1 protein-coding gene is annotated in these 572 nt (G+C 68.2%); it reads right to left on the reverse strand.

Going from position 1 to position 572, the window contains the following annotated elements; genetic code table 11:
- Nucleotides 1-572, reverse strand: a 572-nt coding sequence (locus IB259_RS30860) for a VCBS domain-containing protein (protein WP_225596995.1), incomplete at both ends; no start/stop codon positions are given.

Here is a 572-nt window from a genome sequence, read left to right on the forward strand (position 1 = left end):
TCTGGCCGGCGGGGACCGTGCCCTTGGCCACGCCCACGACATTGGTGACGTCCGCGCCGAGGGTGTCGGCGCCGGTGCCGCTGATGACGTTGCCGGAGGCGGTCAGTGCGGTGTCTTCCGTGACGGAAGCGGTGTCGGGCTTGGCTTCCGGAGCGGTGTCGGTGATGAGCACGACCAGGTCGTCGGACTTGACCTGGTTGGCCGCATCGGTGACGGTGACGGTGAACTTGTCGGTGACGGAGTCGTCGCCGGCAGTGTGGTTCTTGGCCGTCCCGTCCTGCTGGTAGCTATAGGTGATCTTGCCGGTGGCGGGGTCGTAGCCAGTCAGCGTGAGCTTGCCTTCGGTGCCGTTGACGACGACCGGGGTGGTGCCCAGCGCCTGGAGTTCGGCCACGGTGAGGGTGGTACCGCCGATCTTGACGGTAGCCAGGCCTTCCGGTGCGGTGACGGTCAGTTCGCCGGTGACCGGCTGCGTGGCGTTCTCGGCGATGCTGACGTTGCCGGCATCGGCGCCGTTGGCGTCGGGGACGGTCACGCCGGGCACGCCATCGGTGTGGCCGTTGATGGTGACG

This window comes from Achromobacter sp. ACM04 (assembly GCF_014851465.1).
Taxonomy (GTDB): domain Bacteria; phylum Pseudomonadota; class Gammaproteobacteria; order Burkholderiales; family Burkholderiaceae_B; genus Achromobacter; species Achromobacter aegrifaciens.